This is a genomic window from Yoonia sp. R78084, assembly GCF_044595625.1.
Taxonomy (GTDB): domain Bacteria; phylum Pseudomonadota; class Alphaproteobacteria; order Rhodobacterales; family Rhodobacteraceae; genus Yoonia.
The window spans coordinates 1,824,471-1,847,216 of the sequence record NZ_CP138993.1; the positions used below are offsets into that span (position 1 = coordinate 1,824,471).

A 22,746-nucleotide genomic window follows, 5' to 3' on the forward strand; every position below is an offset into this window, starting at 1 on the left:
CTCAGCTCCTCTTGTCGCCGGCGTAATAGACCCACTTTTTCGACGACCAGAAGGCGATCAGGGTCAAAACCATGATGATCACGAACAAGATCCAGGCGATGGCAGAGGCATAGCCCATGTCAAAACTCTTGAAGGCCTTGTCGTAGATATAAAGCGGCAGCAGATAGGTGGCTTTCAGCGGGCCACCGTCGGTGATGATGTAGGGGCCGTTGAATTCCTGAAACGCTTGCACTGTCTGCATGATCAGGTTGAAAAAGATCACCGGCGTGATCAGCGGCACGGTGATATAGCGGAATTGCTGCCACTTGGTCGCACCGTCGATGCTGGAGGCCTCATAGAGCGATCTGTCCACCGATTGCAGTGCGGCAAGAAAGATCACCATCGCCGATCCGAACTGCCAGCAGCGCAGAAGCGTCAGGGTGAACAGAGCATTCTGCGGATCGCCAAACCAGTTGACAGGCTCCATGCCGATGGCCGTCAGCCCCATGTTCACAAGGCCCACGTCCGCAAAGATATAGCGCCACAGGACCGCAATCGCGATAGACCCACCCAGCACCGACGGGACGTAGTACGCCGTGCGGAAAAACCCGATCGCTTTGAGTTTGTAGTTCAGCACCACCGCCACCAGCAACGCAAAGCCCAGCTTGAGCGGAACGGTCATGAACACATAAAGCAGTGTCACGGTCAGGGATTTGCTGAACGTGCGATCGCGGGTGAAAAGACGCTCGTAGTTATCAAGGCCAACCCACTCCGGTGTCGACAACAGATCGTAATCCGTGAACGACAGATAGAGCGATGCCAAGAACGGAAACGCTGTGAATATGCACAGCCCGATAATGTAAGGCGACACATAGGCCATCCCCAAAAACTTGCTGTCACCACCCATTACGATGCCTCCTTCAACAGATCTCGGGGTAAATGATGTGCAGTTGCCTGCACCATTTCATCAAACATTTGCCGCGCCGTCTCCGCAGGGAGTGGCACCACCAGCGGGTCGGTGCGGAACAGCTCAAACAGATCGTCCCAGCGCCCTTCACCAACCGCCTGCAGCAAGGCAGATTGACGCGCTGCATGATCCGCTGTGATCGCCAGCAAAGCATCGGGCATCCGCCCGGCCACCAAAGGTGTCACACCCAGAGACGAGAACAGTGCATTGGTTTCCACAATCGTGCCCAGCGGCAGACCATCCATCTGCCCCCGGTTGGGCAGGTTCACGTTGCTGACGAATTGGCCCAGACCCATTAACCCTTTGATCTGGTCAACGAGGGCCTCGTCCGACCGGTCGGCATAGGGCACGCCCTGCCCCGCCGCCAAAGCATCGGCACGTGCGCGCTTTTCTGCACGGTCACGGACGCGGTAAGACACCGGCGTCAGCGTGAACTCCCAATCTGCGGCCAAGTCGAGGTATTCGCCCTGCGGCATAAACTCGGCCAGGTGACGGTCGCCTGCGGCTGCGGGAATGCCAAACCGGCGATACAGGTCGAACTTCACACGGCTACGGTCCATGAAATACAGATCATGTTCGTCCGTCGGATCAATCTCGCGCGGGGACCAGCCGCTGTTGCCGTGCTGACCGGCGAAGGCGCGGTAGGCGGGCAACATATCGCGCCCTTCAAGGCCGATCGCATCGACAAAGGTAAAATGATTGATGCCCAAAACGTTGACCTCAACATCACGGTGGCTGTAGCGCGCCGCGCCCGCCTCTTGGTTCGCGATCCACGCCACCTGATGGCGCAGCTTCGTCACCTCGTGGCACTCGCCCCACAACCGGATCGCAGGAAAGGCCTGATACATTGCACCGGTCAGCACGCTCATGGGATTTGTCAGATTGCAGACCCAAGCGCGCGGCGCATTTGCGCGGATTGCTTCTGCAATCGAGATCATCATCGGAATGGCACGCAGCGCCCGCACAAACCCGCCAGGACCCACGGTATCGCCCACGGCCTGCTTGATCCCATAGCGCGCGGGGATGTCTACGTCGCAGGCCATATCATCGAAGGCGCCAGGCAGGATTGATACGACAACGACGTCAGCCCCGCTTAATGCCTCCTCAATCGAGGGCACGGCCGCATAGCGCGCCGGCGTTCCCTTGGAGACATCGGCGAACCGCGTCCCGATTTTGGCATTTCTTTCCGCAGCAGCGTGGTCGATATCATAAAGCCGCACCTGTGCCGCCAGCGTCGTGTCATGGGCCAGATCGGCCATCAGCTTGGTCGCCCAATTCAGCGAGCCGCCACCGATGTAGGCTATGGTAACAGGGGTTGCGGTCACATCACTGCTCCGATTTGCCAAGGTACGAATTCATTGTCGCCAAGACCCAAGGCCTCTGACTTGGTGGTCTGGCCCGAAGCGGTCGCGCGGATCAGGTCGAATATCTGCTGGCCCTTTTCCGCCAGACTGATCCCGCCTGACACGATGTCACCGGTGTTCAGGTCCATATCGTCCGGCATCTGTCTGAACAGGCGGTCCGAAGTGGCCAGTTTGATGGTAGGTGCGGGTTTCGAGCCAAAGGCCGAACCGCGGCCGGTGGTGAACAGGACAATCTGGGCGCCCCCCGCGATTTGCCCGGTCGCCGACACAGGGTCATATCCGGGCGTATCCATGAAGACAAAACCGGACACCGTAACCTGTTCGGCATAGTCATAGACTGCCACCAACGGGGTCGCACCACCCTTCGCCACTGCCCCCAGCGACTTTTCAAGGATCGTCGTGATGCCGCCCTGCTTGTTGCCCGGACTGGGGTTGTTGTCCATTGAACCGCCGTTTTGCGCGGCATAGTCTTCCCACCACCTGATCTGCGCGATCAGCTTGTCAGCCACCGCGCGGCTGCTTGCACGGCGCAACAACAACTGCTCTGCGCCGTAAATCTCGGGCGTTTCCGACAGGATCGCGGTACCACCCTGTGCGACGATCAGATCACTGGCGACGCCCAATGCCGGATTTGCAGTGATGCTCGAAAAACCGTCCGACCCGCCACATTGCAGGGCGATACGCAAGGCACTCATCGGCTGGCTGGTGCGGGTGATCGCGTTCACCTGCGGCAAGATCTGCGTCACATGCGCCTTAATTGCGTCAATCGTGGCCCGCGTGCCGCCGGTATCCTGAATGGTTAGCGCGTGGAAGCGGTCGGTACCCGCATCACCGAACCGCGCCTGCATCCGCGCAATTTGCATCACCTCGCAACCGAGACCCACGAACACTGTCGCGCCGACATTGGGGTGTGTCGCGTGGCCCCACAAGACACGGTTCAAGATGTCGAACCCGCGTCCGCTGTCCGCCATCCCGCAGCCGGAGCCATGCGCGAGCGCCACGATTCCGTCGACATTGTGATAATCTACCAGCAGCCCGCTTGCCTCGATCTCGGTTGCGGCGCGCCGGATCACAGTGGCCGAGCAATTCACGGTGGCCACCAGTGCAATGTAGTTACGCGTGCCAACGCGGCCGTCCGCGCGGGCATATCCCGCGAAACGCAGCGCCTCCATCTGGGGGACTGCCGCTAAAGCTGCCTTCAGGTCCGCACCGATGGCATAATCCTGATCGCGCTCGGCAAAGACGCAATTGTGCGTGTGCACGTGTTCGCCTGCGGCAATCGCCACCGAAGCACGCCCGATAAACTGTCCGAACTTGATAACCGGCGCACCCGCAGGCATCGCCACCCGCGCGATCTTGTGGCCTGATGCCATAGCCGCTGGCAAAGGCGCGCCAAGACCCAAAGGATCAGCACCGACAAGCGCGCGTTCGGTCAAAACCGCGACGGTATCGTTGGGGTGCAGGATCAAAGGTTCACGCATGGTTCAACGCCCTGATGACACCGCGCAATTCCGCCAGCCCCCGCAAACGCCCGATCAGCGGATAGCCCGGGATCATATCGCGCGTCAGGTCCGACAACATGTGGTGGCCATGATCGGGCCGGAACGGGATTGCGTGATCCGCGCGGCCGGCGTCGCGACGGCGCGTCTCTTCGTCCAGCAAGACGCGGATCAAAGCGACCATATCGGTGTCACCGTCCAGATGTGCTGCTTCCTCGAACGATCCGTCCGCGTCTTTGCGCACATTGCGCAGATGGGCAAAATGGATGCGGTCGGCCACCTTTGCCGCAATCGCGGGCACATCATTTTTTGGGTTTGCGCCAAGCGAGCCGGAACACAACGTAATCCCGTTGGCAGGACTGTCATAAGCCTCCAAAACCCAATCCAGATCGTCGGCATCCGAGACAATGCGCGGCAGGCCCAGAATGTCGCGCGGCGGATCGTCGGGATGCACGCAAAGACGTATACCCAAATCCTCGGCGGCGGGCACAACCTCGACCAGAAACCTCTTGTAGTTGGCGCGTAAAGCCGCACGATCAATCCCGTCGTAGGCCGCAAGCGCAACCCTCAGACCAGCAATATCGTAACGGTCAAAAGCCCCGGGCAGACCTGCCATGATCGCCGACAAAAGACCCTTGCGCTCGTCGTCGCTCGCCACCTGAAACCACGCCCCCGCCTGCGCAAGGACGGCGTCGGAATAGGCGGCCTCGGCCGCTTGACGACCCAGCATATGGACCTCGAAGGCAGCCATGCGGACAGCATCGAAGCGCAAACACGTGGCCCCACCCGTGACGGGGGCGGCAAGATCGGTGCGGGTCCAATCCAGCAGCGGCATGAAGTTGTAGCAGATCGTCTTTACACCTACGGCTGCGAGGTTGGCCATGGACTGGCGGTAGTTTGCGAATAAGGCGGACAGATCGCCCTCACCTTTCTTGATGCGCTCATGGATTGGCAGGCTTTCGACCACGACCCAGTCAAAGCCCGCTTGCATGATCTGGCGCTTGCGTGCCGCGATAGCCTCTTGCGGCCAGACCTCGCCGTAGGGGATGTCATGCAGGGCGGTAACGATACCGCGTGCGCCCGTCTGCGCCACCTCTGCCAGAGAGATACTGTCGAATTCACCATACCAGCGCCAGCTTTCGATCATGATACGCCCCTCGCGATGGCGGCGCGCACGCCCTTGTCCCAGAGGACCGTCGCCGCGCGTGTCACCGGATCTTGCAGACGCACGGCCATATCAGCGGGGAATATCTCTTCGACCGACAGCAAGGCAGCGACGATGTCCGCAGGGCTGTTCTGTGCTTGCGCCAGTGCATGCAGGCGGTCGGCAAGCGGATCGCGCACATCAATGCATTCGCCTGCCTCATCGGTCCCGCTAACATAGCGCATCCATGCTGCAATGGCCGTGCAAAGCCCCTCGACAGATCGGCCTGCGTCAAGGTTATCCCTTACGGTGCCAAGGATCCGCTGCGGCAGTTTCTGGCTGCCGTCCATCGCGATTTGCCATGTCCGGTGGCGGATTGCAGGATTGGCATAGCGGCTCATCAACGCATCGGCATAGTCAGTCAGACTGACGCCTTCAGGCGCGGTGACAGCGGGCATGATCTCATCCCATAAGGCGCGCGCGTAACGGGCAAAGTCGCGATCCGCGACCGTATCGGCAATTGTTTCATGCCCGACAAGATAGCCGGTATAGGCCAGTGCAGAATGGGTGCCGTTCAGCATCCGCAGCTTCATGTCTTCATGCGCTGTCACATCCACAACCATCTCGACCCCTGCATCTTCCAAGGCGGGGCGAGCGTTGCCCACGAAATCATCTTCAACCGCCCATTGGGAAAACGGCTCGTGCAGCACGGGTGCTGCGTCGGGTGTGCCGGTCAGTGTCGTGATACGCGCAATGTCGGCGTCGGTCGTGGCGGGGGTGATCCGATCCACCATCGTGGAGGGAAACCTGCCCTCTTGCGCAATCCAGTCCGCCAGCGCGGGGTCAATCCGGCTGGCCAGTTGCAGGACCATGCCGCGTACCAGCTTGCCATTCTTTGGCAGGTTATCGCAGGTCAGCACGGTAAACGGCGCCGTGCCATTGGCCTTGCGTCGCGCCAGCGCACGCACCAGAAAGCCCGGTGCAGAAACGGGCAGGTCCTGCGTCAGATCATGTTGGATATCCGGGTGGTCGAGGTTCAGCTCTCCGGTGGCCGGATTATGGCAATAGCCCTTTTCGGTCACGGTCAGCGTGACAATCCGCACGGCAGGATCGGCCATGATCGCAAGCACCGCTTCGGGGTCTTCCGGCGCGACGAGCACATCGTTCAAAACACTGATATCACGCGGCGCTTCGCCTTCGGGTGCCAGCGTCACAGACGTATAGCGCCAATCGCGCAGGCGCAGCGCATCGCGGGTCGCGGGGCTGCGCAGCGACACACCGGCAATGCCCCAGTCACCCCCTGACGCGGCCATGGCATCAGCAACATAAACACAACCAAAGCCGCGAAAGAACGCACCAAGCCCGAGATGCACGATCCCGGTGGCGGGCCGCGTGGCGGCAGAGGTTTGACCGTCAGCGGGCAAGCCAGCCTCCATCGACATTGAGAACGGCACCGTGCACATAGCCGGCTGCGGGCGTACACAGATAGACCGCAGCCCCTGCAATATCAGAGGCCTCACCCCAGCGGCCTGCCGGAATACGCTCAAGGATCGCTTTGTTGCGATCCGGATCGGCGCGCAGTGCTTCGGTGTTGTTGGTTTCGATATATCCGGGGGCTACAGCATTCACGTTGATGCCCTTGGCCGCCCATTCGTTGGCCAGCAGCTTTGTCAGCCCCGCCACGCCGTGTTTCGACGCGGTATAGCTTGGCACGCGGATACCACCTTGGAATGATAGAAGCGACGCGATGTTGACGACGCGGCCCGCGCCGCCACGGGCCATGACCGCCTTGGCAAAGGCCTGAGTCGTAAAGAACAGCGCCTTGAGGTTCACATCCATAACCGCGTCCCAATCTTCTTCGGTAAAGTCGACCGCGTCGTTGCGGCGGATGATACCCGCGTTATTGATCAGAATATCAATCGCCTGATCATCAAAGAGCTCCCGACCCGCCATCGGGTCAGCGAAATCAACCCGCACGGACGACGCCTTGCCGCCCGCATCCGAGATCATGCCCACGGTTTCATCACAGGTGCGACGCCCGGCGCAGATCACCTCTGCTCCGGCCTGCGCCAGCCCAACGGCAATCGCCTGCCCGATGCCAGTGTTGGCACCCGTGACCAGCGCGCGGCGGCCTGTCAGATCAAAGGGGTTGCTCACCGCAAATCCCCCATGGCGACCATATCCATATCCGTGAAATCGACGTTGTCGCCCGCCATCGCCCAGCAGAATGTATAGGACGACGTGCCGGCCCCTGCATGGATCGACCAAGGTGGCGAAATCACCGCTTCCTCATTTGCCATCACGATGTGGCGGGTCTGGCTGGGTTCACCCATCAGATGAAAAACGCGCTGGTTTTCGGGAAGCTGGAAATAAAGATAGGCCTCCATCCGGCGGTCATGCAGATGCGCAGGCATGGTGTTCCACACCGACCCTTCGGCGAACTGCGTATAGCCCATCAGCAATTGGCAGGATTTGCAGACCTCGGGATGCAGGAACTGAATAATCACCCGCTCGTTCGCGGTCTCGCGCGTGCCCATTTCGACGCGGCGGGCATCCTTAAGTCTGATCAGGGTTGTCGGATAGGTCTGATGCGCAGGTGCGGACAGCACATAGAACCGCCCCGCACCGGCGAATGTGACCGGCCCAGCGCCCATCCCGATATACAGGACCTCGCCAGTCTCAAGTTCATAGTCCTCACCACCGACGCTGACTGTGCCGGTGTCTCCAATGTTGAGCACGCCCATTTCGCGGCGTTCCAGAATGGTGGCCGTTCCCGTCGCCTCGACCTTGTCCAGTGTCAGTGCCTTGCCTGCTGGCACCGCTGAACCCAGGATCAGGCGATCATAGTGGCTATAGACCAGATTGATCTCGCCATCCGCGAACAAACCGGCCACGTGGAAATGGTCGCGTAACTGATCGGTATCGAGCGTTTTGGCCGTGGCAGGATCAATGGCGTGGCGGGTTTCGGTTCTCAGCATATTCTTGATCTTTCTGGTTTAGAGGAAATCGTCGCGACGGGGTGTGAAAGTGTCGATCAGTTTGCCCGCTTTGGCGCAAATACAACCGTGGCGTGTATTGGATGGGATAACAAGACTGTCGCCCGGACCCAGCTCATGGACCTCACCATCAACCGTGAAGGTGAAATGCCCGCTTTCGACGTAAGTGGCCTGAACATGGGGGTGGGCGTGCAGCTTGCCCTCGGCACCCGCATCGAACCTGAAAGCCACCACCATAAGCTGGGGGTTCTCGGCAAGGATCTGGCGGGTCACGCCGGGGTCGGTTGGAACGACGGGATAGGACATTGCGGGCCTCATCTGAACAGCGCTGGCAACCACAGGGACAGCGCAGGAATGTAAGTGACAAGCATCAGGGTAAAGAACGCAGCCCCGTAGAAGGGCCAGATTGTGCGCACCGCATCCCAGACGGGAATCCGGCCAACAGCGCAGCCCACGAAGAGGACGGCCCCCACCGGCGGGGTACACAGCCCGATGCCGAGGTTAAGGATCAGGATTACCCCGAAATGCACCGGGTCAACGCCAAAGGCCGTCGCAACGGGCAGAAAGATCGGCGTCGTGATGACGATCAGCGGTGACATATCCATGAACGTGCCAAGGATCAGCAGGATCAGGTTCAAAAGCAGCAGGATCACGATCGGATTGTCCGACACGTTCTGCAACAGCGCGACCATCGAAGCAGGCACTTTGGTATAGGCCAGCAGCCAGCCAAAAGAGGCGGCACAGCCGATCACCAGAAGAACCATTGCCGTGGTACGGACGGCGGCGAATGTGGCCTCTTTGAAGTCGTGCCAGCTCAGACTGCGATAGACAAAAAATGTCACCAAAAGTGCGTAGACAACCGCGATATTCGACGATTCAGAAGCCGTGAAGATACCGGAACGGACCCCGCCAAAAATGATTGCCACGAGGATCAGACCCGGTGCTGCCGAGACAAAGAGCGTGCCGATCATGCGAAACCCCTGAAAGGGCTGGACGGGGTAATCCTTGCGCTTTGCAACCCACCACGCGGTCAGCATCAACAGAAGCGCGAGCAAGAAGCCCGGAATGATCCCTGCAGTGAACAGGTCGGCAATGGAAATACGCCCGCCTGCGGCAATCGAATAGATGATCATATTGTGTGACGGGGGAAGCAGTAGCGCGATAATCGACGACACAACCGTAATATTGACGGCGTAATCCACGTCATAGCCGCGCTCTTTCATCTGGGGGACCATCAGGCCGCCCACCGCGCTGGCATCCGCCGCCGCAGACCCCGACACGCCGCCGAACATGACGGACGAGAGCACATTGACCTGCCCCAGACCGCCGCGGAGATGCCCGACAAAACCGCTGGCAAGTGCCACCAAGCGCCGCGCGATATCACCACGGACCATCAGATCGCCTGCATAGATGAAAAACGGAATGGCCATCAGGGCAAAGACCGATACGCCGGAATTCAACCGCTGGAACACCACAACAGGCGGCAGGTCCAGATAGGCGATCGTCGCAAAGCTGGAGATCCCGAGGCAGAACGCAACAGGCGTGCCAATCAGCAGCAGGACAACGAATGACCCGAAGAGGACATAAAGCTCCATGCTACGCAGGCCCCGAATCGTCGCCGAAACGCGCCGTGGGCAGGCCCGCCGCGCGGCGGAACACGCGCTCGATAGAAAACAGAACGATCAGGACACCACCGGCGACAATCGGTGCGAAATCGAACGCACCCGATATCCCCAGGCTTGGCAGCATATTACCTGCTGTGCGCGCCGCCAGTTGCCATCCGTACCAGATCATTCCGGCCCCGAAAGCCGTCACAGCAATGTCCGAAATCGAGAACAGGATCAGCTTGGCGCGCAAAGGGAGCAAATAAAGGAGAACGTCAAAGGACAGGTGGTAGCCTTCGCGGATACCCACGGCAGCACCCAGAAAGATGAACCACCCCATGATCATGACAGAGGCGGGTTCGGTCCAGACAATGCTGTCGTTCAGGACATAGCGCCACACCACCTGCGCGGCGATCAGCAAGGTCATCAGAACAAGCCCGATGCCTGCGGCCCACAAGGCAAGCCGGGCAAGATGCCCTGTCCAGACCGCTATTTTTTCCATTGTCCGCTGCATGATGTTCCCCGTGAAAACCGGCCCGCCACGTGAAAGCGGCGGGCCGATTGTGCGATTATTGGGTGGCCTGAATATCGGCGACCATTTGCTGCAATACCGGCGAAGTGACATACTTCTGGTAGACCGGCACCATCGCTTCAATGAACGGCGTCTTGTCGATATCAGCAATGATCTCGACGCCCGCCGCACGCACGCGTGCTTCGGATTCAGCTTCACGCGCAGCCCAGAGCTCGCGCATGACCGGGACAGAGTCCTTGGCAGCCTGCCGCACGATCTCTTGATCCTCTGCGCTCAGCCCGTCGAAGGTGGATTTCGCCATGACGAGGACTTCGGGCACGATCAGGTGCTGGTCGAGCGTATAGTAAGGTGCCACCTCGAAGTGGCCTGAACTGTCATATGACGGCCAGTTGTTCTCTGCCCCGTCAATCACGCCGGTCTGGATCGAGGAATAAACCTCACCATAAGGCATCGGTGTGGCATTGGCCCCAAGCGCCGAAACCATGTCGACAAACATATCCGACTGCATAACGCGGAACTTCATTCCCTCCAGATCTTCAACTGATCTGATCGGGCGCTCGGAATTATAGAAACTGCGCGATCCGCCATCGTAGAAGGCCAGACCAACCAGATCGTGATCGGTGAACGCATCAAGGATCTGCTGGCCGACAGGACCGTCCATGACCGTGTGCATATGCGTGGTCGAACGGAAGATATAGGGCAGCGACGGGATCTGCGTTTCCTCGATAATGTTGTTAAACGGCCCAAGCGAGACACGGTTCATGTCGATTACGCCGAACTGTGTTTGTTCGATTGTGTCCTTTTCCTCGCCCAGTTGGGCAGAGTGGAACACTTCGATGCACAAACGGCCTCCGGTACGCTCTTCCAAGAGCCGTCCCATTTCCGCGACCGCCGCAACCGTGGGATACCCGTCAGGATGCGTGTCGGACGACCGCAGTGTCGTCTCGCAGGCGGACGCGATAGAGACGGTCGCGACAGTGGCCAGCAAGGCCGCAGCGAGTGTCTTGGTGTAAGTCATTTTTTCCTCCCAGAAAATGCTCGTCAGAGCTTGTAGGCCTGTTTTGCAAGCCGGTAGCTGAGGTCATACGCAACCTCGGGCGCTTCATCCCTGTCCAACCGGCCCGTAGCGACCAGTGTGGCAAGAAACGAACAGTCAACCCTGCGCGCCACATCGTGCCGCGCGGGAATTGAGCAAAAGGCGCGGGTGTCATCATTGAACCCGACTGTGTTGTAAAAACCGGCCGTTTCCGTCGCCATTTCACGGAACCGCATCATCCCCTCATAGCTGTCATGAAACCACCACGGCGGGCCCAGACGCAGCGCAGGATAGACACCGGCCAAAGGGGCCAGTTCGCGCGCATAGGATGTCTCATCCAGCGTGAATAGAATGATCGTGAGCCCCGCCTCTCCACCGACCGCATTCAAAAGCGGGCGGAGGGCTGTGACATAATCGGTCCGCATGGGAATATCGTATCCCTTGTCACAGCCAAAGCGCGCCATCACGCCCGCTGCATGGTTGCGCACTGCGCCCGGATGGATTTGTAGAACCAACCCGTCGTCCAGCGACATGCGCGCCATTTCGGTCAGCATATGACCGCGAAAGCGGTCGGCCTCTTCGGCGCTGCATTTGCCCTGCAACGCCCGATCAAACAGTTGCGCCGCTTCATCCTGCGGCAGATCTTCGGTGCGTGCGCTTGCATGACCGTGATCTGAAGAGGTCGCGCCAAACTGCTTGAAATAGGCGCGGCGATTGCGGTGTGCCGCCAGATAGCCAGACCAACAAGTGGTGTCCTCGCCCGCCATGTCACCCATCTTTGCGACGTTGTCCGCGAACCCGTCGAATTCCGGATCAATGACAGAATCGGGACGATAGGCCGTCACGACATTGCCGCTCCACCCGCTGTCGCGGATCATCTTGTGCCACTTCAGATCATCAATGGCGCTTTCAGTGGTCGAGATCGCCTCGATGTTGAATCTCTCAAACAGGGCCCGCGGCCGAAATGCGTCCTGCTTCAGACAGTCGTCAATATGATCATAGATCGCGTTCGCCGACCCTGCCGACAGGCGCTCTGTCACGCCGAACACCTCTTGTAGCGCGTGATCGATCCAAATGCGCGACGGTGTACCGCGGAACAGATGATAGTTGCTGGCAAACAGCGACCAGATTTTGCGCGGGTCCTGTTCCGTCGGCCCGCCATCAACGCGGGGCACACCGAGGTCTTCAAGGGCGATACCCTGACTATGCAGCATCCTGAAAACATAATGATCAGGCGTGACAAACAGTTTGGCAGGGTCAGGAAATGCGTCGTTCTCGGCATACCAGCGCGGATCGGTATGGCCATGCGGGCTGATGATCGGCAGGTGCTTGACCCCTTCGTACAGTTCACGGGCCAGCCCACGAACCACCGGATCCGTCGGAAATAAACGATTCTCGTCAAGTAAAGCCATCAATCCCCCCGGCCGTCGGACATGCTTTTGGCCCGTCGTTAACTAGTATCCTAGTTTGCAGTAAAAAATCTGTCAACTAATATCCTAGTTGCATGTTGGAACTTTCTGCAGGATAATGGAACAAAGCCTGCCGAATGGAGAGACGGCCATGACAATGAACGGTCCAATTCTACCGGGGACAATGGACATTTCCTTGCCTTTGATCAGACAGCAGCCACAACCCACTGTTGCAGATCAGGTATTCGACACGCTCCAGCAACGCATCCTGACACTGGAGTTGCCCCCGCAAACCAAGATTTCCGAAACCGAAGTTTCAAGGATGATGGGGGTCTCGCGGCAACCCGTTCGGGAAGCGTTCAAACGGCTGGCCAAACTAGGGTTTCTGCAAATTCGCCCGCAAAGCGGGACAACTGTCAGCCTGATCTCGGAAGAAGCCGTGCTGCGTGCGCAATTCATCCGCACAGCACTTGAAGTCAAAACCTGCCGCAAAGCATGTGAAACAGCAACGGCGCAGGCCCTTGCCCCCTTGCATACTTTGATCGCCCGCCAAAAAGACGCCATCGCAGCAAAAGACCGCGACATGTTCCATGCGCTGGATGAGGAATTCCATATCGCCATCTGTGAGCTAGCCGATGTCCGCTTCGTTTGGGATCTGATCCACGAAAGCAAGGCGCATATGGACCGCATTCGCATGCTATCGTTGAATACAACTTCCCAGCAGTTGGCGCTTCAGGAACATATCGCAATTCTGGATGCCATCTCAGCTGGCGATGCAGATGCTGCCGAAGCCGCGATGACAGAACACCTGTCGCGCATTGTCGTCCTGATCGACGAGGTCAAGAAACAGCAACACAGCTTCTTTCAGGAAACTGACACGTGACACGCACCGTCTGCATCGGTGAGTGCATGATCGAAATGGCGCCCACCGATATCACCGGCCAGTTCCAGATGGGATTCGCGGGCGATACGATGAACACCGCTTGGTACCTGCGCGGCTTGCTCGGCGCGGAACATCAGGTGGATTATTTCACAGCCTTGGGCGGCGATTCTGCATCCCGACAAATGCTGGCCTTCCTGCGCCAAGCAGGGCTCGGCGTTGACCATATCGTGCAGCGCAATGACCGCAGTGTCGGTCTTTATCTCATTCAGTTGGACAACGGTGAGCGCAGTTTCAGCTACTGGCGCGGACAAAGTGCTGCGCGCACGCTGGCGCAGGACAATACAGTGTTGGAAGCAGTCCTCAAAGATGCCGACTACGCCTATTTTTCTGGCATAACCCTCGCGATCCTCCCGCCCCAAGACCGTGCCCACCTGCGGGATGCCCTCGTTGCGCTGCGTGCGCGGGGGGGTCAGATCGTCTTCGACCCCAATCTGCGGCCGGCGCTTTGGTCCGATCCGCAAGAGATGCGCGATGAAATCATGGCGAGTGCTGCGATCAGCACGATGGTCATGCCATCGCATGAAGATGAAGCCACATGGTTCAACGACCGCGCCCCCGAAGCAACCGCATGGCGCTATGCCGCCGCAGGCGCGCAGACAGTTGTGGTCAAGAACGGTGCCGGTGCGATGTTCACCTGTGACGGAGGTCATGGGGCGTGGCATGACCCTGTTGCCGTGAAGGACGTGGTCGACACGACAGCCGCCGGTGACAGCTTCAACGCAGGCTTTCTCGCCGCAGCAATCCGCAGCGCACCACTATCCGAGGCCGTCAGAAGTGGCGCGCAGCTGGCGTCAAAGGTTATTCAATCACGCGGTGCCTTGGTCGCATTATCCTAGGGTCGGGACCCTCGCCGTCCGCTCTGGCAGTCGCTGCACCCCAGAACCGTGTCATAGGCTAAACCGATGCCAAGGCCGCCTTACGAGGCCGCAAGAATGAAGAACCACGCCATTGGCTTGGCTTCGGAAGCGTCCGCCACATCCTTTCCATCATGATTTTACAAATCTGTCGCACAGCTGTGACTTTTTGTTCTTGGTCATAGGTCATTTTCCGCCTGTCAATTTGATATCACACAGGAAGAACGAATGACCTATCGCTCGCTGACGATGACGTCCGCCCTTGCCCTGCTTGCGGCCCCCGCATTCGCGCAGGACATGAACTTCAACCGCATCGCCTCTTTCATGGTCGCAGACAACCTGCCCGAAGCGGAGGAGACGTCTGCCGAGATCATCGCGGCCTCCGAAGATGGCATGACCTTGGTCTACACAGACAGCCCGGGCGCCTCGATCGGCTTCATCGACATCACCGATCCGGCAAACCCTGTCGCAGCCGGTGTATTCACGCCCGACGGCGAACCGACATCTGTGGCCGTTATCGGCAACTACGCGCTGGCCGGTGTGAACACATCCCCCAGCTACACTGAACCCTCAGGCTTTCTTGTCGAAATCGACATGACCACACAACAGGAAGTCGGCCGTTGCGACCTGCCGGGCCAGCCTGACAGCGTGGGCATCGCGCCGGACGGGTCATACCTTGCAGTGGCCATTGAAAACGAACGCGACGAGGACCTTGGCGATGGTCGCGTCGGCCAGATGCCTGCCGGTTCTGTCTTCATGGTTGACCTGACCGCCGACGGCCTGATCGACTGCGCCACAGCCCGCGTCGCTGATATCACCGGTCTGGCCGATATCGCCCCCGAAGACCCCGAGCCCGAGTTTGTCTCGATCAACGCCGAAAACGAAGTTGTGGTCACCCTGCAGGAAAACAACCACATTGTCGTTCTGTCCTCCGCGGGCGCGGTGCTGAGCCACTTCTCTGCCGGCGAAGTAACGCTTGAAGGCGTCGATACAGAAGAAGAAGGCGCGCTGGTGTTTGACCAGACCATCACTGTCCCGCGCGAACCCGACAGCATCACTTGGATCGACAACACCCATTTCGCCATGGCCAACGAAGGCGACATGGACGGTGGATCGCGCGGCTGGACGATCTTCAGCCAGGACGGTGACCTTGTTTATGAAAGCGGGATGGATTTCGAAAATGCGATCATCCAGATCGGCCACTACCCTGAGGAACGTTCAGGCAACAAGGGTGTGGAACCCGAAAGCGTGACCTTCGATACCTTCGGCGGCACACCTTACGTCTTCGTCGGCGCGGAACGCGCATCGGTCGTCGGTGTTTATGACATCACCGACCCCGCCGCACCCGTGTTGGCCCAATTGCTACCATCGGGCATCGGGCCGGAAGGCTATGTGACCATTCCGGAACGTAACCTGCTGATCTCTGCCAATGAGACCGACGACGCGGGCCCGCGCGCCCATGTCATGATCTTTGAATATCAGGACGCGCCTGCCACCTATCCGCATCTGACATCCGCAGGCATGGAGACGCTGACCGGTTGGGGGGCGATTTCCGGTCAGGTCGCTGCCGAGGACGGGACGATCTACGCAGTCAACGACAGCTTTTACGCAATGCAGCCGACAATCTTCCACATCGACGTCAGCCAGACACCCGCGCAGATCGTCGATGCCATCCGTGTCACGCGCGAAGGCCAGCCGGCCCAGCTGATGGACATGGAAGGTATCACGCTGGATGGTGAGGGCGGTTTCTGGATCGCGTCCGAAGGTCGCTCCGACCGCCTTGTCCCGCACGCGATCTACCACGTCGGATCTGATGGCGCGATTGAAGACTTCATCACCTTGCCCAACGCACTGCTTGCCGTCGAAGCCCGCTTCGGGTTCGAAGGCATCACGCGGGTGGGCGATATGCTTTACATCGCCGTGCAGCGCGAATGGCGCGATGATCCGGCAAACCACGCAAAGGTGTTGGGGTATAACCTCGACAGCGAGGAATGGTCCGTCATCCATTATCCGCTGACCGTGCCCGCAACAGGCTGGGTGGGACTGTCCGAAATCACAGCCCATGATGACAGAGTTTACTTCATCGAGCGCGACAACCAGCTTGATGCGCGTGCCGTGACCAAGCAGATCACCAGCGTGCCGCTGAGCGCGATGGATGGCATGGTTGCACTGGGCGAAACCCCTGCGGTTCTGGAGCCCGAACTGGTTGTTGATCTGCTACCTGCGCTGACCTCCACGGGCGGCTACGTTCTGGACAAGGTCGAGGGTCTGGCCATCACCGACGACGGGACCATGTGGGTCTCGACAGACAACGATGGTGTAGATGACCACTCAGGTGAGACGATGTTCTTCGCAATACAACCCTGACCACACCCGTAAACAAGACCACTATTGCGCCTGTGGATCACTTCCACGGGCGCATTTTATTTATTAATTACAGTATATTGTGGTGCCTTCTTACTGGTTTAAAATCTGACCTGAACCGTTGTATGACACGAGTAATGCACCACACGCACTACAACCTCTGCGATGTTACAAAAACTTTGCATGTTTGTTAAATACGCGTGACCTTCGGGGACCATTGGAGCGTTGGTAGTGTGGGTGGGGGCCCTGCTGCGGTAGTTTCATTCGGCCGGACAGACGGCTCTGCCAGACAGGTTTTGCGCCCCCTTCCACAGACAACCATCTCTTTTTGCCCAAGCGGCAATGTTCAATGGAAGGAACGTAAATGTCCCGTATTACGCTTACCAGCGCCGTCATGTCACTTGCGCTGACCACAGCTGCCTCTGCGCAGACCGAGATCGAGCTCTGGCACGCCATGGGCGGTGCTCTTGGTGAATCCGTCAACCAGATCGCCGAGAACTTCAACGCCTCTCAGGATGATGTCCGGCTGACACCTGTGTTCAAGGGTACTTATGAAGAAACCCTGACTGCTGGTATCGCCGCGTTCCGTGCGGGCGAACAGCCGCACATCATGCAGGTGTTTGATGCCGGTGCCGCAACGGTCATCGGCGCGAAAGGTGCCACGATCCCCGTGCAGGATCTGCTGTCCGACAACGGCGTAGACTTCAACATCGAAGATTACATTTCCGGCGTGCGTTACTTCTTCGCCGACAGCGACGGCAAAATGATCGGCATGCCGTTCAACTCTTCCTCGCCCATCATGTACTACAATGTCGATGCGCTCGAAGCTGCCGGCGTCACACCGCCCGCAACATGGGAAGAGTTCCAGGAAACAACTGCACCGGCCCTGGCAGCCGCAGGCTATATCCCGCTGGCACAATCCCACCTGCCATGGATCTTCACTGAAAACTTCCACAGCCGCCACAACCTGCCCTTCGCGACAAACGACAACGGCTACGGCGGTCTGGACACACAGATCCTCGTCAACAACGATGCCATCAAGGCCCATTTCACCGCGCTGACCGAATGGCAGGATGCGGGCTATTTTGAATGGTATGGCACCGGCTGGGGCGACAACCAGACACCATTCGAAGAGGGCAAGGTTGCAATCTGGCTCGGCTCGTCGGGGTCCTTCGGCGGTCTTGCACAAAAGGACCTAGGGTTCGATTTCTCCGCAACCTACCTGCCCTACTGGGAAGCCGTCACATCAGAGCCAAAGCAGACCTTCATCGGTGGCGCGGCGCTGTTTGCCATGTCCGGCAAATCTGACGCGGAAAATGCAGCAACAGCACGGTTCTTCGAGTATCTGACAGCGCCTGAAACACAGGTGTTGTGGCACAAGGAGACGGGCTACGTGCCAATCACCGAAGCCGCCTATGAGATGGCCGCTGCCGAAGGCTATTACGCAGAGCAACCTGCCGCTGAGATCGGCATCAAGCAGCTGTCACTTGCCGCAGGCGAAAACACCCGCGGGTACCGCATGGGCTTTTACGTGCAGATCCGTGACGTGATGAACCGTGAATACGGCCGCATCCTGACCGGTGAAACATCGGTCGAGGACGCTTTTGCGACGATCGAAGAAGAAGCCAATCAGCTTCTGTCACGCTTCGCGCAGACCCAAGGCTAGCGCCAAATCATCCAATAATACCCGAACGGCCGCCGGAAAAGGCGGCCGTTCTCACGTACCAGAAGGAACACTTATGAAACGGGCCGGATTTACGACTGTCTCTTTACCTGTGCTGCTCTTGCTGCCCCAGCTTGTGATCATCGCGGTCTTTTTCTATTGGCCGACGGTCGTGGCTTTGCAGTCTTCGTTCTACCTGCAAGACCCCTTCGGCTTTGGCTCCACATTCGTGGGCTTGCAAAACTACATCGACCTTTTCGGCAGTCGCGAGTATCGCAGGATTGCGTCCTTCACCGTGGTCTTTTCATTGCTGGTCACCTTCTTTTCGCTGGCCATCGCCCTGGTTCTTGCCGTCAAGGCCGACAAGGTGCTGCGCGGCGCACGCACCTACCGGACCCTGCTGATGTGGGTTTATGCAGTCGCCCCTCCGGTGGCGGGCTTCATCGCCGTCATAATGTTCAACCAAAGCTGGGGGCCGCTCACCGAATTCTTCGGGTTTTTCGGCCATGATTACATGGTCGGGGTCAACTTCAACGATACCGCCTTTTCGATGATCCTTGCCTCGGTCTGGAAACAGGTACCGGTGAACTTCATCTTCTTTCTGTCCGGCCTGCAATCGATCCCGCGTTCGGTGCGCGAAGCCGCTTTGATTGATAACGGCTCGGCCTCAAGGCGGTTCTGGGACGTGACCTTTCCACTGTTGGCACCAACCGGTTTCTTTCTGTTGATCATCAACATCACCTATTCGCTGTTTGACACCTTCGGCATCGTTGACACGGTCGTCAAAGGAGAGCCGGGCAACAACCCGATGACACTGGTCTACAAGGTCTATGTCGACGGCTTTCGCGGCAATGACCTTGGCGGGTCTTCAGCTCAATCGGTCATCCTCATGGTGCTGGTGCTGGCGCTCACGATCTTCCAGTTCCGTCTGATCGACAGACGCATCCACTATACATAAGGGTCGGAAAAATGCGTAACCTCAAGCTGTCGACCGTGCTCGATCACGCTGTTCTCATTGCGGGCAGCCTGTTCATGATACTGCCGCTGTTAATGCTGTTGCAGATGACAACCGTGCCGGACACCGAAATCATCCGCACCGGCCCGTCACTGACGATTGGCGACCAGCTGGATGACAATTTTCGCAAAGCAATGTTCGAGGCCTCCGGCTTTTCCGGTGAAAACACCGGTCTGTCGATGCTCAAGAATAGCATGATCCTTGGCATCGGCTTTGCTTTTGGCAAGATCGTCCTCGGGATGATGGCAGCCTATGCCATCGTCTACTTCCGCCTGCGCTTTGCCACTTTTGCCTTCTGGCTGATCTTTACGACGCTGCTTTTGCCGCTCGAAGTCCGCATCCTGCCCTCTTACGAGGTGGTGCAGTGGCTTGGCATGCTCAACACCTACCAAGGACTGATCATCCCGCTGATCGCCTCTGCGACGGCCACCTTCTTTTTCCGGCAATTCTTCCGCTCAGTCCCCGAAGAACTGGTCGAGGCCGCGCGCATCGACGGTGCAGGGCCTGTGAAATTCTTCATCGATATCCTTGTGCCGCTCAGCCAGACGATGATCGCGGCCATGTTCATCATCATGTTCGTCTATGGCTGGAACCAATACCTCTGGCCCACGATGATCACGACAGATGAAGACATGTACACGCTTGTGCGGGGTATCAAACAGATCGTGCAGGTTCTCGAAGGTGCGGTGGTGCCCGAGTTCGGGCGCTCCAATGTTCTGGCCCTCGTGGCCGTCATTCCACCGGTTCTTGTGGTGGTGTTTTTCCAAAGCTGGTTCGTCAAGGGCCTCACTGAATCCGACAAATAGGCAATAAACATGGCACAGGTGCAACTCAACAATATCGGCAAGACCTACCCTAACGGGTTCGAGGCGCTACACCCCACCAGCTTTGAGATCGCCGAGGGCGAATTCACGGTCCTTGTCGGCCCGTCGGGCTGCGGCAAGTCCACGCTCTTGCGCATGGTGGCAGGGCTTGAGGACATCACATCGGGTGAATTGCAGATTGCGGGACGCGTGGTGAACAACGTCGAACCCGCTGAACGCGACATCGCCATGGTGTTCCAGAACTACGCCCTGTATCCACATATGACGGTACGCAAGAATATCGGTTACGGCCTGAAAAACCGCGGTACATCCAAGCAGGCAATCGCGCAGAAAGTCGATGAGGCGGCGGCCTTGCTGAACCTTGGCGACTACCTTGATCGCAAGCCAAGCCAGTTGTCGGGCGGCCAGCGCCAGCGGGTGGCCATGGGTCGCGCCATCGTGCGCGATCCGGCGCTGTTTCTCTTTGATGAACCCCTGTCGAACCTTGACGCCAAACTGCGCAATCAAATGCGGATCGAGATCAAGGCCTTGCAGCGCCGCCTTGGTGTCACGTCGATCTACGTCACCCACGATCAGGTCGAGGCGATGACGATGGCTGACCGGATCATCGTCATGAACGCGGGCCGGATCGAACAGATCGGCACACCCTCCGAGGTCTATCACAACCCTGCATCCACCTTTGTGGCCGCGTTCATGGGGGCACCACCGATGAACCTGTTTCCGGCAGAGATGACGGACGGTCAGGTCATGCTGGGCGACCAGCCGCTCTGCGCCGCTCCGGCACAGGGTGCAGTGACGGCAGGCATCCGGCCCGAAGACTTTATCCTTGATGCAACCGGCCCGCTGTCCATGGACGTGCAGATCATCGAAGAGCTTGGCGCGCACCGGCTGCTGCACGGCACGCTTGGCGCGCATTCCGTGACGGTGCATGTCAGCAACGACATCGCAGCGGCAACCGGCCTGCAGCGCCTGTCGGTCAGGCCTGATGCTGTCTGCCTTTTCAACGCCACCGACGGCAAGCGCCTATGACCCCCACAGTGGATACATTGCAGATCGTCAGCGCCGCGGATCGCAGCCTGATCATGGCCGCACCGCGCACCTCTGCGGCGCATCGCGCCCTACTGGCAAGTCTGCCGGGGCTGAACGCCGTGCAACAGGGCGGGACTGCCCGCGCGCAACGGCTTCCCGCAGATTTTCCCATTGTTGCATGGAACCTCGAACGCTGCCTCTTTCCGCAAGACAGCGCCGCCCATCTGTCCGGCATTGCCCCGCAAATCGTTCTGCTGTCCGAAATGGACCACGGCATGGCCCGTACCAAGCAGCGCCATACCACAGCCGACATGGCGCAGGCGCTTGGGATGACCTACGCCTTCGGGGTGGAGTTCTATGAGATGGATCTTGGTGGTCCGACCGAGCAAGCGTTTTGCGATGATGATTTCAACGCGTGCGGATGGCACGGCAACGCAATTCTCAGCGCTGTCCCTTTTGAGAGAGTAACAATGATCCGCCTTGACGATCACGGCCATTGGTTCACCCCCGACGCGGGCGGTGATGCGGGCCAGCCACGTGTGGGTGGGCGCAATGCGATTGCAGCGGTCGTTCCGACAATCAACGGCCCGTTATGCGTTGTCTCGACCCACCTTGAAAGCAACGCGGATGGCGCGCACCGCGCCAAACAGTTCGACCTGCTGATGGCAAAAGTCGATGCTTTTGCCCCCGGTCTGCCGGTTGTGATCGGCGGTGACCTGAACACGGGCAACCACATGCCGCCCGACTTTGACTGGCGCGATGAAGCCCTCTTTGCCAATGCCGCAGCAGAAGGCTACGACTGGTCCTTCACGGCCGACGGAATGACGACCCGCCCCAGTCTGATCACGCGGCACCCGGCACGCCAGATGAAGCTCGACTGGATATGCGGGCGTGGGGTGACTTGCCTGTCAAAGGGTGTGCTGGCGTCGCTCGATCCCAACGGACGCCCACTCTCGGACCATGACGCTGTTCATGCGCGGGTCGCGCTTCTGGCGCAATAGCGCACGTCTGATCCGGTTCTAGTGCGGCCTACATCAGCGCGTAAAGCCGCATCAGCACGCTTTGCTCTTTGCGCGCGCCGACCCCGACAAACAGTGTGCGGTTCACCCAGCCGTAGCGGCTATCGCCGGTTTCCAGCCTTGCATGGGTGCGCATGTAATAGCTGTCGGGCGCGACGTCCTCGCCGCGCGCAATAGCGGCGATCACCTCTTGCGGGCCATGACGAAACCCGTAGTTCACGATTTCGATCGTGGCACCGTCATGGGTTTCCAGCGCATAGCGTGTGTCCAGTTCCGCCAGACCGTCAGCAAAGATGGTCTGCCAATCTGCCCCGACGTTCAGAATCCGGCCCTTCAGTTGCGGGCCGTCCATCGTACCGCCCACAATCGGTATGATCCGGCGCCCACCAGCACGGCCCTGCCCCATCGCGCGGATCGGGTCCAGATGAACCGTCAGATCAGTGACCCAGACAAGCTTTGGTTCGGGCAAGTTCATCACAGTCATCCTTTCTGTGGCACGTGTGCA

Annotated in this window: 21 protein-coding genes; 8 read left to right on the top strand and 13 right to left on the bottom strand. The window is 59.0% G+C overall.

Translation table 11 applies throughout. The features are described 5' to 3' along the window. Position 1: 1 nt before the first annotated feature. The 12 genes from SJY29_RS09340 to uxaC form a co-directional block, all read right to left on the bottom strand. On the bottom strand, positions 2 to 886 hold the full coding sequence (locus SJY29_RS09340) for a carbohydrate ABC transporter permease (protein ID WP_400082173.1): 885 nt from the start codon (positions 884 to 886) through the stop codon (positions 2 to 4). Continuing rightward, entirely contained in the window at positions 886 to 2,271 is a 1,386-nt protein-coding gene (locus tag SJY29_RS09345) for an alpha-galactosidase (RefSeq protein WP_400082176.1), read from the bottom strand. Before SJY29_RS09345 ends, SJY29_RS09340 begins: the two co-directional genes overlap by 1 nt. Next, on the bottom strand, positions 2,268 to 3,791 hold the full coding sequence (locus SJY29_RS09350; RefSeq protein WP_400082178.1) for a UxaA family hydrolase: 1,524 nt from the start codon (positions 3,789 to 3,791) through the stop codon (positions 2,268 to 2,270). The genes SJY29_RS09345 and SJY29_RS09350 overlap by 4 nt, the downstream gene beginning before the upstream one ends. Then, positions 3,784 to 4,956, bottom strand: coding sequence for a mannonate dehydratase (gene uxuA, locus SJY29_RS09355; protein ID WP_400082181.1), 1,173 nt, complete (start codon positions 4,954 to 4,956; stop codon positions 3,784 to 3,786). The genes SJY29_RS09350 and uxuA overlap by 8 nt, the downstream gene beginning before the upstream one ends. Continuing rightward, positions 4,953 to 6,389 (bottom strand): mannitol dehydrogenase family protein, encoded by a 1,437-nt coding sequence (locus SJY29_RS09360; protein WP_400088883.1) that lies wholly within the window; start codon positions 6,387 to 6,389, stop codon positions 4,953 to 4,955. Before SJY29_RS09360 ends, uxuA begins: the two co-directional genes overlap by 4 nt. After that, a complete protein-coding gene (gene kduD / locus SJY29_RS09365; protein ID WP_400082183.1) occupies positions 6,367 to 7,110 on the bottom strand; it encodes a 2-dehydro-3-deoxy-D-gluconate 5-dehydrogenase KduD in 744 nt (247 codons plus the stop codon). Before kduD ends, SJY29_RS09360 begins: the two co-directional genes overlap by 23 nt. Beyond that, the gene (gene kduI, locus SJY29_RS09370) at positions 7,107 to 7,931 is read right to left on the bottom strand and encodes a 5-dehydro-4-deoxy-D-glucuronate isomerase (RefSeq protein ID WP_400082185.1); all 825 of its coding nucleotides are present in this window, start codon (positions 7,929 to 7,931) and stop codon (positions 7,107 to 7,109) included. The genes kduD and kduI overlap by 4 nt, the downstream gene beginning before the upstream one ends. Positions 7,932 to 7,949: 18 nt before the next feature. Continuing rightward, positions 7,950 to 8,255, bottom strand: coding sequence for a cupin domain-containing protein (locus tag SJY29_RS09375; protein ID WP_400082188.1), 306 nt, complete (start codon positions 8,253 to 8,255; stop codon positions 7,950 to 7,952). 8 nt (positions 8,256 to 8,263) lie between these two features. Next, positions 8,264 to 9,544 carry a TRAP transporter large permease gene (locus SJY29_RS09380; protein WP_400082190.1) on the bottom strand — a complete coding sequence of 427 codons (1,281 nt, stop codon included), beginning with the start codon at positions 9,542 to 9,544 and terminating at the stop codon, positions 8,264 to 8,266. 1 nt (position 9,545) lies between these two features. Beyond that, positions 9,546 to 10,055, bottom strand: a complete 510-nt coding sequence (locus SJY29_RS09385; RefSeq protein WP_400082193.1) for a TRAP transporter small permease — start codon at positions 10,053 to 10,055, stop codon at positions 9,546 to 9,548. Between the two features lie 67 nt (positions 10,056 to 10,122). Beyond that, positions 10,123 to 11,103 carry a TRAP transporter substrate-binding protein gene (locus SJY29_RS09390; RefSeq protein ID WP_400082196.1) on the bottom strand — a complete coding sequence of 327 codons (981 nt, stop codon included), beginning with the start codon at positions 11,101 to 11,103 and terminating at the stop codon, positions 10,123 to 10,125. Positions 11,104 to 11,126: 23 nt separating this feature from the next. Beyond that, positions 11,127 to 12,533, bottom strand: a complete 1,407-nt coding sequence (gene uxaC / locus SJY29_RS09395; protein ID WP_400082199.1) for a glucuronate isomerase — start codon at positions 12,531 to 12,533, stop codon at positions 11,127 to 11,129. Between the two features lie 148 nt (positions 12,534 to 12,681). On the opposite strand from uxaC, the gene SJY29_RS09400 reads away from it, so the two are divergent. The 8 genes from SJY29_RS09400 (at position 12,682) to SJY29_RS09435 (ending at position 22,223) form a co-directional block, all read left to right on the top strand. Then, positions 12,682 to 13,413, top strand: a complete 732-nt coding sequence (locus tag SJY29_RS09400; RefSeq protein ID WP_400082202.1) for a GntR family transcriptional regulator — start codon at positions 12,682 to 12,684, stop codon at positions 13,411 to 13,413. Further along, the gene (locus SJY29_RS09405) at positions 13,410 to 14,309 is read left to right on the top strand and encodes a sugar kinase (protein ID WP_400082205.1); all 900 of its coding nucleotides are present in this window, start codon (positions 13,410 to 13,412) and stop codon (positions 14,307 to 14,309) included. Before SJY29_RS09400 ends, SJY29_RS09405 begins: the two co-directional genes overlap by 4 nt. 246 nt (positions 14,310 to 14,555) lie before the next feature. After that, positions 14,556 to 16,694: an esterase-like activity of phytase family protein gene (locus SJY29_RS09410; RefSeq protein WP_400082208.1), complete on the top strand. Its 2,139-nt coding sequence runs from the start codon at positions 14,556 to 14,558 to the stop codon at positions 16,692 to 16,694. A gap of 361 nt (positions 16,695 to 17,055) precedes the next feature. Next, a complete protein-coding gene (locus SJY29_RS09415; protein WP_400082210.1) occupies positions 17,056 to 18,357 on the top strand; it encodes an extracellular solute-binding protein in 1,302 nt (433 codons plus the stop codon). A 73-nt stretch (positions 18,358 to 18,430) separates the two neighbouring features. Then, complete coding sequence (locus SJY29_RS09420; RefSeq protein ID WP_076658071.1) at positions 18,431 to 19,312, top strand: ABC transporter permease subunit; 882 nt, start codon at positions 18,431 to 18,433, stop codon at positions 19,310 to 19,312. Positions 19,313 to 19,323: 11 nt separating this feature from the next. Next, the gene (locus SJY29_RS09425; RefSeq protein WP_400082213.1) at positions 19,324 to 20,175 is read left to right on the top strand and encodes an ABC transporter permease subunit; all 852 of its coding nucleotides are present in this window, start codon (positions 19,324 to 19,326) and stop codon (positions 20,173 to 20,175) included. Between the two features lie 9 nt (positions 20,176 to 20,184). Further along, the gene (locus SJY29_RS09430; RefSeq protein WP_400082216.1) at positions 20,185 to 21,222 is read left to right on the top strand and encodes an ABC transporter ATP-binding protein; all 1,038 of its coding nucleotides are present in this window, start codon (positions 20,185 to 20,187) and stop codon (positions 21,220 to 21,222) included. Then, positions 21,219 to 22,223 carry an endonuclease/exonuclease/phosphatase family protein gene (locus tag SJY29_RS09435; protein ID WP_400082219.1) on the top strand — a complete coding sequence of 335 codons (1,005 nt, stop codon included), beginning with the start codon at positions 21,219 to 21,221 and terminating at the stop codon, positions 22,221 to 22,223. Before SJY29_RS09430 ends, SJY29_RS09435 begins: the two co-directional genes overlap by 4 nt. Before the next feature lie 28 nt (positions 22,224 to 22,251). Here SJY29_RS09435 and SJY29_RS09440 read toward each other — a convergent pair whose 3' ends face one another. Further along, the gene (locus SJY29_RS09440) at positions 22,252 to 22,716 is read right to left on the bottom strand and encodes a DUF3237 domain-containing protein (protein ID WP_400082222.1); all 465 of its coding nucleotides are present in this window, start codon (positions 22,714 to 22,716) and stop codon (positions 22,252 to 22,254) included. Between the last annotated feature and the right edge of the window lie 30 nt (positions 22,717 to 22,746).